Source organism: Niveibacterium sp. 24ML, assembly GCF_026586805.1.
Taxonomy (GTDB): domain Bacteria; phylum Pseudomonadota; class Gammaproteobacteria; order Burkholderiales; family Rhodocyclaceae; genus Niveibacterium.
Genome location: NZ_JAPFHA010000024.1, coordinates 64,758 through 74,122 on the forward strand (window position 1 = coordinate 64,758; position 9,365 = coordinate 74,122).

The 9,365-nt window shown below is 65.1% G+C and carries 9 protein-coding genes and 1 pseudogene; 4 read left to right on the top strand and 6 right to left on the bottom strand.

Annotated features, from left to right (window positions below):
* Nucleotides 1-29 precede the first annotated feature (29 nt).
* The 6 genes from OPU71_RS17720 to flhB form a co-directional block, all read right to left on the bottom strand.
* Entirely contained in the window at nucleotides 30-770 is a 741-nt protein-coding gene (locus tag OPU71_RS17720) for a flagellar motor protein (RefSeq protein ID WP_267729392.1), read from the bottom strand.
* A 15-nt stretch (nucleotides 771-785) separates the two neighbouring features.
* Nucleotides 786-1,541 carry an RNA polymerase sigma factor FliA gene (locus OPU71_RS17725; protein ID WP_267729393.1) on the bottom strand — a complete coding sequence of 252 codons (756 nt, stop codon included), beginning with the start codon at nucleotides 1,539-1,541 and terminating at the stop codon, nucleotides 786-788.
* A 135-nt stretch (nucleotides 1,542-1,676) separates the two neighbouring features.
* A complete protein-coding gene (locus OPU71_RS17730; RefSeq protein ID WP_267729394.1) occupies nucleotides 1,677-2,459 on the bottom strand; it encodes a MinD/ParA family ATP-binding protein in 783 nt (260 codons plus the stop codon).
* On the bottom strand, nucleotides 2,456-4,132 hold the full coding sequence (gene flhF / locus OPU71_RS17735) for a flagellar biosynthesis protein FlhF (protein ID WP_267729395.1): 1,677 nt from the start codon (nucleotides 4,130-4,132) through the stop codon (nucleotides 2,456-2,458). Before flhF ends, OPU71_RS17730 begins: the two co-directional genes overlap by 4 nt.
* Nucleotides 4,133-4,373: 241 nt before the next feature.
* A complete protein-coding gene (flhA, locus tag OPU71_RS17740; protein ID WP_267729396.1) occupies nucleotides 4,374-6,473 on the bottom strand; it encodes a flagellar biosynthesis protein FlhA in 2,100 nt (699 codons plus the stop codon).
* A 62-nt stretch (nucleotides 6,474-6,535) separates the two neighbouring features.
* Nucleotides 6,536-7,690, bottom strand: coding sequence for a flagellar biosynthesis protein FlhB (flhB, locus tag OPU71_RS17745; protein WP_267729397.1), 1,155 nt, complete (start codon nucleotides 7,688-7,690; stop codon nucleotides 6,536-6,538).
* A 337-nt stretch (nucleotides 7,691-8,027) separates the two neighbouring features.
* On the opposite strand from flhB, the pseudogene OPU71_RS17750 reads away from it, so the two are divergent.
* The 4 genes and pseudogenes from OPU71_RS17750 to OPU71_RS17765 form a co-directional block, all read left to right on the top strand.
* A pseudogene (locus tag OPU71_RS17750) lies at nucleotides 8,028-8,258 on the top strand (transposase domain-containing protein); the annotation flags it as partial.
* A 54-nt stretch (nucleotides 8,259-8,312) separates the two neighbouring features.
* Nucleotides 8,313-8,684 (top strand): IS66-like element accessory protein TnpA, encoded by a 372-nt coding sequence (tnpA, locus tag OPU71_RS17755; protein WP_267729398.1) that lies wholly within the window; start codon nucleotides 8,313-8,315, stop codon nucleotides 8,682-8,684.
* A complete protein-coding gene (tnpB, locus tag OPU71_RS17760; protein WP_267729399.1) occupies nucleotides 8,672-9,013 on the top strand; it encodes an IS66 family insertion sequence element accessory protein TnpB in 342 nt (113 codons plus the stop codon). The genes tnpA and tnpB overlap by 13 nt, the downstream gene beginning before the upstream one ends.
* Nucleotides 9,014-9,089: 76 nt before the next feature.
* Nucleotides 9,090-9,365, top strand: a 276-nt coding sequence (locus OPU71_RS17765) for a transposase (protein ID WP_267729400.1), incomplete at its 3' end; no start/stop codon positions are given.

A 9,365-nucleotide genomic window follows, 5' to 3' on the forward strand; every position in this document is an offset into this window, starting at 1 on the left:
GCAGGAACCGCGCCAACTTGAGCAGCAGCTCAGGTGATGTAGCCCTGCAGGCGGGTTTCGATGATGCGCGGGTTGTCGCCGTGGGCGATGCCCACCAGGCCATCGACCATCATCTCGCGCACCGCAACGAGTTGGCCGACATGGGCCAGCAGCTTCTTGGCCACCGGCAGGAAGATCAGGTTGGCCGAGCCCACCCCGTAGATCGTCGCGACAAATGCCACCGCGATCCCCGCGCCGAGCTTGGACGGGTCGGAGAGGTTTTCCATCACATGAATGAGGCCCATCACCGCCCCCAGAATGCCGATGGTCGGCGCATAGCCGCCTGCGGCCTCCCAGATCTTGGCGCTGGTTTTGAGCTGCTGCTCCCATGCGCCGATCTCGACTTCCAGCACCTCGCGCAAGCGCTCCGGCTCAACACCATCAACCAGCAACTGCAATCCCTTGGCCGCAAACGGATCCTTGGTGCCGCTTGCCTGGCCTTCGAGCGCAAGCAAGCCTTCCTTGCGTGCAATGGAACTCCAGGAAACGATCTGTTCGATCACACGGCGAAACGGCGGCACCGGGGGCTTGAACACCCAGGCCCCCATCCGCAAGCCCTGGCGAAAGACGTTGAAGGGGCTTTGCAGCATCACCGCGCCCAGCGTGCCGCCGATCACGATCATGAATGCCGTGGGCTGCACGAGCGAGCCGACATGCCCGCCTTCGAGCACTTGCCCGCCAACAATCGCAATCAGGCCAAGCAGCAGACCGGCAATGCTGATTTTGTCCACGAACGCGATCCCGGCTTACACCGATGCCCGGCGGCCGCGCGCAGCAGCCGCGCTGGCGCGCACGTTACCCGTGATACGTGAGCGCAGGCGCGCGATCGCCTGGCTGTGCAACTGACAGACACGCGACTCCGATACCCCGAGCACTTCGCCGATCTCGCGAAGGTTAAGGTCTTCTTCGTAGTAAAGACCCATCACCATCTTCTCGCGCTCAGGCAGGTCGTCGATCGCCTTGATCAGGGTGTCGCGCATGGTTTTGTCCTCAAGCATTTCCAACGGATCGGCCTCGGAGCCGGCGACATGGCGTTCGAGGAAATCTTCCTCTTCCTCGTCGCTGAAATCCTCGAAATACACCAGTTGGTAGCCACGCGCTTCCTGCAGCATTTTCTGGTAGTCGGGCAGGCTCATGCCGAGCGTTTCGGCCAACTCGCGCTCGGTGGGCTGGCGCCCGTGGCGCTGCTCGAGCTGATGGATCGCGCCTTCGATCCGGCGCATTTCGCGCCGCAGGCTGCGTGGCAACCAATCGTTTTCGCGCAGTCCGTCGAGCATGGCGCCGCGTATCCGCTGCACCGCGTAGGTCTCGAACTGCGCGCCGAGGCCCTCTTCGTAGCGCCCGATCGCATCCAGCAAGCCCAGCATGCCGTTCTGGATGATGTCTTCAACCTGCACGCTGGCAGGCAACTTGGCCATCAAGTGGTAAGCAATCCGTTTGACCAGCGGAACGTATTGCGTCACCAGTTGATTCTTGTCTAGCGTTCCCGATGCGGTATACATCTTCTCTGGCTCTCTCGATTACGGTCTCGTCTGAGGCGCCGGACGACGCCTCCCTGCCGTTACTGTCAGTACTATCGGCCGCCTGAGAGGGAAATTGAGCCCTTTTTGATCTTTTTTCAGGCCCAGCCCAAGGTGTCAGATGGCCAGCGCCATCGACGCCCGCTGCCGACGCCGCGCCAAGCCCAGCACGCGGTCCAGAAACACCCCATCCACCGCCGTGCCCGATACCGCCGCGGCAGCCACTGCGCTGGCCTCCAGCCCATGCACGCGCCGCAAGGCAAGCCCGGTCTGCCGATGGCCCACCAGCACCAGATTCGCCAGCAAGGCTTCGGCCTCATCCTCATCACGCGGCGAAGCCAGCGCCAGGTCGATCTGCGGCCAGGGCCCGCCGTCCAGCCGCTTGATCAGCGCATAGGCTTCGGTGATCGCGCGCGGCGATCCATCCACCGCCACCACCATCCGGTGCGCCGCGCTCGCAAGCGGCGAGAGCACACGGTCATCCGGCCGCGCGTGAATCAGCCACAAGTCGCTGCCGCGTTGCAAAGACCGGCATGCCTCGGCGAAGCGCTCCGCCGTCACCCGGTCGGCGTTGTCGAGCGCACGTGCCAAGCGCGCCGCCGGGTAGAGCGATAGCCCCGGCCCGGCATCCACGCGTACCGCATCGAGTGCCACATGCCGCTCGACCGCCTGCAGCAGATCGAAACGCCCGGCGGCGCCCAAAGCGTCGGCAAGATTTCCGCTGGTGGCCACCTCGTCGAACACGGTCACTTGCCGTCCGCCCTGGGCCCGGGTGAGGGCCTGCCCGGCCAGCCAGCGCATGGCACCGGCGCCAAAGGCGGCCACCGCAACCACCTGCGGCGGCGCAGTGCGGAGCAAACGGCGCAGGCCTGCGGCTTGGTCTTCGAATCCGGCCTTCATGCGCGCGCTCCTTCCCCGCCGTTCGAACGCGGTGCGGAGCTGAGCAGGCCGGCATCCTCCGGGGTCAGCCGGAAGGGCGAATCTGGCGCCAGCTCACGCAAGGCGCGGTGCGTCAGCCAGGCACGGTTGGGCAGATGCAGGTCTTCCGGCACACGCTGGCCGTTGGCGATGTAGTAGCCGCGCAGCTCATGGCGAATCATCACGTCCAGCGCCGGCGCCAGCGACGCGGCTTCGTCGGTCTTGGTGAGGATGCAGCCAGCCAGATCCGGGCCCTCGTAGGCACGCACCACATCTTCAAGCGTGTCGCCACGGCTGGTGGAATTGAGCAGCAGCAGCCGGCGCACGCAGCCGGCGCCCGAGAGCATGGCGGCCTGCTCGGCGACCATCTTGTCGCGCTGGCTCATGCCGATCGTGTCGATCAGGACCATGTGTTTGCCGGCCAGATCCTGCAGCGTGCGGCGCAGTTCCGAAGCGTCGCGGACGGTGTGAACCTGCACGCCGAGGATGCGACCGTAGATGCGCAGTTGTTCATGGGCGCCGATCCGGTAACCGTCGGTGGTGATCAGTGCTAGGCGCTCGGCGCCATGGCGTACCACGCAGCGCGCGGCCAGCTTGGCGGCGGTGGTGGTTTTGCCCACGCCGGTCGGGCCCACCAACGCATACACACCACCGCGCTCGATCAGATCCGATTCGGATTCGAGCGTCAGCATGCGGCGGCTGATCTGGCTGCGCACCAGCGTGCGCGCCTGGTCGGCGCTGACCTCGCCCGGCACGACTTCGGTCAGCTCACGCGAAAGCTGGGCGGAGAAGCCCGCTTCCAGCAGTTCGCTCATGATTTGTGCCCGAACCGGCGCGCCGCGGGTCAGCTCGCCCCACGCGAATCCGGCCAGTTGGCGTTCGATCATGCCGCGGATCGCGCCCATCTCTTCGGCCATCTTCGCGTTGGCCGCTTCCAGCGCGCGCACCTTCTCGGCATCCGCACTCTCGGCAGCCATGCGTGCGGCCAGTTCGGCGGCGCGCTGTTCGATCTGGCGGTCGCGCCGCGGCGGCGTGGGCTCCGCTTGCGGGCGCCGCGGCCGTGGCGGGTCGTCGTAGGTTTCAGCGCGGAACTCGGCACGCTGCGCCCAGGGATCTTCCGGCGGCGAGGTACGCTCAAGCGGCGGTTCAACCGGCCGGCCGCTGCGGTCAACCCGCGGCGGCATGAAGGGGCGGATCTGCGCACGCGGGTCGCTCACCGCATGCGGCACACCCTCGATCAAGCCTTGGGGCAATGCGGCATCGGCAGCATTGGCGCGGGCGATCCGGGTACTCAGGCTGACACGGAAATCCGACTCATCCGCGGCTTGCTCCGGCGCCTGCCGCGCGGCCATGGCGCGCGCTTCGGGCCGGGCTTCGGGCCGCAGCGCGGGCTGCGGGCTGTGCTGTGACGCCCTTGCGGCCGGCACGGCAGCGCGAAGATCCGGGGCGGGTGCGGGCGCCGCCGCCTGCGGCTGTTGATGGGCGCGCATGCTCGCTTGCACCGCCCCCACTTCTTCACTGGGCAAGGCAAGGATTTCGACCCCGCCATCAACCGCGCGATTGGAGAGCACGACGGCATCGTTGCCGAGCTCTTCCTTCACCAGCCGAAGCGCGTCACGTGCAGTGCGGCCGTAGTAACGCTTGACGTTGATCATCTCTCACCTCCAGTGCCACAGTTCGATCGCGGCGCGGGCCACGAGCGGTATCTCGGTTCTGAGCAAGCCGCGTTCCAGTTGCCACAAGAAACGCTTGGACCTGCTTGGATTGGATTATTGCGGCAGGGGCGCTAGCGCAAGCGGCAGAACACGCCGGTAAAAACCGGCCATTTCTGCCGCATCGAGCTTGCAAAGAAGATGGCGCCCGCGGGCGCCATCCGTGAGGTGAGACGCAAGCGCCTTAGTTCTTGCCGCCGATGATGGCGGTGACGCGGATGTTGCGCGACTCGGGGACTTCGGAATTGGCCAGCACGCGCATGTTCGGCACGGCGCGCCGCAGGAAGCGTGACAGCAGCCAGCGCAGCTGATTGGGCACCAGCAAGACCGGCGGCAGACCCAGATCTTCCTGCCGCTGGGCCGCGTTGGCGGCTTCGCGCATCAGGTTGTCGGCCAGGCTGGGTTCGAGTGCACCTTCGCCGCCGCCCGACTGCATGGCCTGCAACAACAGGCGTTCGAGCGTGGGGTCGAGCGCCATCACCTGCAGTTCGGCGCCGGCCGGGAACATCTGCTGCACGATCGCACGACCCAGCGCGGTACGGACCCGCGCCGCCAGCTCCAGCGGGTCCTGCGTGCGTGTGGCCTGCTCGGCCAACGATTCGATGATCGTGCGCATGTCGCGGATGTTGACGCCCTCTTCCAGCAGGTACTGCAACACGCGCTGCAGCACATGCAGCGGCATGAGCTTGGGCACCAGATCTTCGACCAGCTTGGGCGAATCCTTGGCGATGTGGTCGAGCAAGGCCTGGGTTTCGTGCCGCCCGAGCAGATCGGCCGAGTTGCCGATGATCACGTGGTTCAGGTGAGTGGCCACCACCGTGCTGGCATCCACGACGGTGTAACCCATGGCGTGCGCCTGTTCGCGCAAGCCCGCCTCGATCCAGATCGCCGGCAAGCCAAAGGCCGGATCGCGTGTCTGGTTGCCCGGCAAGCTGCCACTGACTCGGCCCGGGTTGATCGCGAGGAACATGCCCGGGTAAGCCTCACCCGAGCCGATCTCGACCCCCTTGAGCGTGATCCGGTAGCCGTTGGGCCGCAGTTCGAGGTTGTCGCGGATGTGCACCGGCGCTGCAAGAAAGCCCACGTCCTGTGCGAACTTCTTGCGCAAACCGCGAATGCGGCGCAGCAGCTCACCATCCTGCCCCTTGTCGACCATCGGAATGAGCCGGTAGCCCACTTCCAGGCCCAGCACATCGACCGGCGTGACATCGGCCCAGCTCGCCTCGTTCGATTCAACCGGCGCCGCCGGGCCCGCGGGTGCAAAAGATTCCGCCGCCGCGGCTTCGTTCTGCGCCTTCTTGCTCAAGTGCCATGCGCCCCAACCAAACAAGCCGGCAAGCAGCAAGAACGAGAAGTTGGGCATGCCAGGAATCAGACCCATCATTCCGAGGATCACCGAGGTCAGCAATAGCACCATCGGATTCGCAAAGACCTGGCCAACGACCTGCCCGCCAATGTCCTGATCATCGCCGACGCGCGACACCACCATACCTGCCGCAACCGAGATCACCAGCGCCGGCAGCTGCGCCACCAGGCCATCACCGATTGCCAGCAGGGTATAGACCCGGCCTGCTTCGGCGGCCGGCAAATCGTGCTGGACAACGCCGACAATCAGCCCGCCGATCAGGTTGATCACCATGATGAGGATGCCGGCGACGGCATCGCCCCGAACAAACTTGGACGCACCGTCCATCGCTCCGTAGAAATCCGCCTCCTGCGAAATTTCAGAGCGGCGGCGCTTGGCTTCCTTGTCGTCGATCAGGCCCGCGTTCAGATCGGCATCGATCGCCATCTGTTTGCCGGGCATGGCATCCAGGGTGAAACGCGCGCCGACTTCGGCGATACGACCGGCACCCTTGGTGATCACCACGAAGTTGATGATCGTGAGGATGATGAACACCACGATCCCCACCGCAAGGTTGCCACCGACCAGGAAGTGGCCGAAGGCCTCGATCACCTTGCCTGCTGCATCCGGGCCGGTATGCCCCTCCAGCAGCACCACCCGCGTTGACGCCACGTTCAAGGACAGGCGCAACAAGGTGGTTGTCAGCAACACCGTCGGGAAGGCCGAAAAATCGAGCGGCTTGCGGGTGTACATGCCAACCAGCAGCACCATCACGGCCACCGCCAGGTTGAAGGTGAACAGCAGGTCGAGCATGAAGGCCGGCAGCGGCAGCACCATCATGCCCAGCACCATCACGATCAGGATCGGTGCCGCCAGTTGCTTGATGTTGCTGGGCGAGAAGACCGCCTTCAGATCCAGCGAAGTACTTGGATTAGCCATCAGTCGGCTCCTTCAAAACGTGTGCAAGCACGCGCGGCTGGGCGTGTTTCGCTGCATGAGGATCATTGGGGTGCTCCCGCGGCCGCGGCGCCCGGGTCAAGTTTGGGCGGCACTGGGATGTGGGTGGGTTCGGGCGGCGGCGTGGTACCGAGCGAGGCCGAGTGGCGCAACGTGAACACCCAGGCCATCACCTCTGCCACCGCGGTGTAGAGCGCCGCCGGCACTTCGTCGCCGATTTCCGCATGGCGGTAGAGCGCACGCGCAAGCGGCGGCGCTTCGAGCAAGGGCACCTGGTTGGCACGCGCGACGTCGCGAATCTGCTGGGCCACGAGGTCGCAGCCCTTGGCCACCACCCGTGGTGCACGCATCGAGGCGCCGTCATACCGAATCGCAACGGCATAGTGGGTCGGGTTGGTGACCACCACATCGGCCGTAGGCACCTCCTGCATCATCCGGCGCCGCGCCATCTCGCGCTGGCGCTGGCGGATACGCGCCTTGATCTGCGGATCACCTTCCGACTGCTTGAACTCTTGCTTGAGTTCGTCTTTGCTCATCTTCAACTTGCTGTGGTACTGCCAGAGCTGAAATGGCACATCGACCAGCGCAATCAGGATCAGGCCAGACACCAGCGTCACCGACGCACCGAGCAGAATCTGTGCGAAGTCAACCAGCCCCGGCTCGATCGCCATCTGCATCAGGTGCAACGACTCTTCACCGCGCGCCTTCATCACCGTGAAGCCGATATAGCCGAGCAAGAGCGCCTTGAGGATGGCCTTGACCATCTCGGACAAACCGTGGACCGAGAACAGCCGCATCAAACCGGACACCGGATTGAGACGCGCGAAGTCGAAGGAATAGGCCTTGCTGGAATAGTTGAAGCCGCCCACCGCAATTGGCGATGCGATCGAGGCAATCGTGAGCACCAGAAAGAGCGGCAACAGGGTCACCAACCCGGCGGCAAACATTTCGTATAGCGCCACCAGCATCTGCGCCGGATCTTTCGCCTGCGCGGGTTCGAGTAACAGACCCGCACGCGTGAGGTGGAACATGCGATCAAACAGCCACCCGCCCATCGCCCACAGCGCCAGAACGCCCGCCATGAGCACGACAAGGCTCCCGAGTTCACGTGAACGGGGAACATTGCCCTCCTCGCGGGCTTGCTCAAGCCGTCGGCCTGATGCTGGTTCTGTTCGTTCGAGATCGCTGTCTTCAGCCATGGCGCATTGACTCCGTATAGCGGATTATCGATACGCGGCGCCAGCCAAAGACGGCGATGAAGCGGGGAAAAGCCCCGCAATTCAGATCCGACCGCCCCCCTCATGACGCAATATTGCTGCGCGCCAACAACCCTCTGGGTGCCAACGATGCGGGCACTCTCGGCTGGCCGACTGAGTCGGCCGCCGCATGCGCGAACTGAAAGTGTCCACTAAGAAAACTGGTGGACACCATGCAAGAGAGTCAGCGTCGGTCCCGTCGCGTGCATAGTGCGGCATTCAATGCCCAAGTCGTCGCCGATAGCGAAGCGGTCGGCGCCTCGGTGGCGCAAGTGGCTTTGACGGGGCGCTGCCGATTGATAACAACCGCGTCGAGAACGCGATCCGCCCGGTCGCACTCGGACGCAAGAACTGCCTCTTCGCCGGCAGCCTGCACGCGGGCCAGCGGGCCTCCGCCGTGATGAGCCTGGTGCAATCGGCCCGGCTCAACGGCCACGACCCCTACGCCTACCTCAAGGATGTGCTGACGCGCTTGCCGACCCAACGTATCCGTCCGCCAAACCCATCTTGAGCCGTCGTCCGATGGCGTGAAGGATAGTGTCCACTAAGAAAACTGGTGGACACCATGCAAGAGAGTCAACGTCGATCGCGTCGTGCGCATAGTGCGGCATTCAAATCAAAGGTTGTCGCCGAGAGCGAAGCGGTCGGCGCCTCGGTAGCGCAGGTGGCCTTGCGTCACGGGGTCAATGCGAACCTGGTGCATCGCTGGCGGCGCGCGGCCCAGCGCGGGCTGCCGGCGGTCGCGCAAGCGCCGGCCTTTCTTCCCTTGGTGATCCCGACAGCCGCGCCGGTGACATCCTCACCGTCGCCCGCGCAGTCATCAGCAGCGAGCGAGATCCGCATCGAACTGCGTCGCGGCACGGCCACGGTGAGCGTGAGTTGGCCCGCGAGCGCCGCGGCCGAATGTGGGACGTGGCTTGCCGAGTGGCTACGGTGATCCGCATCGAGGCGATCTGGCTCGCAGTCGAGCCATTGGACATGCGCGCCGGCACGGATTCGGTGAGCGCGCGCGTGGTGCGGGTGTTCGGGCACATCATGCCGCACCACGCGTATCTCTTTGCCAATCGCCGTGCCGACCGCATCAAGGTGCTGGTGCATGATGGCTTTGGCGTGTGGCTCGCTGCGCGGCGCCTGCACCAGGGGCGCTTTGCCTGGCCACGGGATGCGGCGGCGATCCGCGATTTGTCGCGCGAACAATTCGATGCGCTGGTGGTGGGCCTGCCCTGGCACCGGGTCGGGGACGCAGGCGTGATCCGCACGCTCTGATCCGCCTGCTGGCGGTCGTGGCAATTGCCGCTTGCGCCAATGGCGGGCGCCCTCCTCATGGGGCACGATGTGCACCATGACTTCGACGTCATCCCTCGACACCCTCACCGAAGTTCAGCTGCGTACGCTGGCGCGCGAGTTGATCGCCCAGGTGACGCTCAAGCAAACCACGATCGAGAAACTCGCGCACGAAAACGCACTGCTCAAGCGCCTCAAATTCGGTGCGCGCACCGAGTCCTACTCGGCCGAGCAACGCCAGTTGTTCGAAGAAACATTCGATGCCGATCTGGCTGCGCTCGAACAAGAGATACGTGCGGCAAGCCCTGCCGCCGCGGGTGAGCCTCGGGCCGCG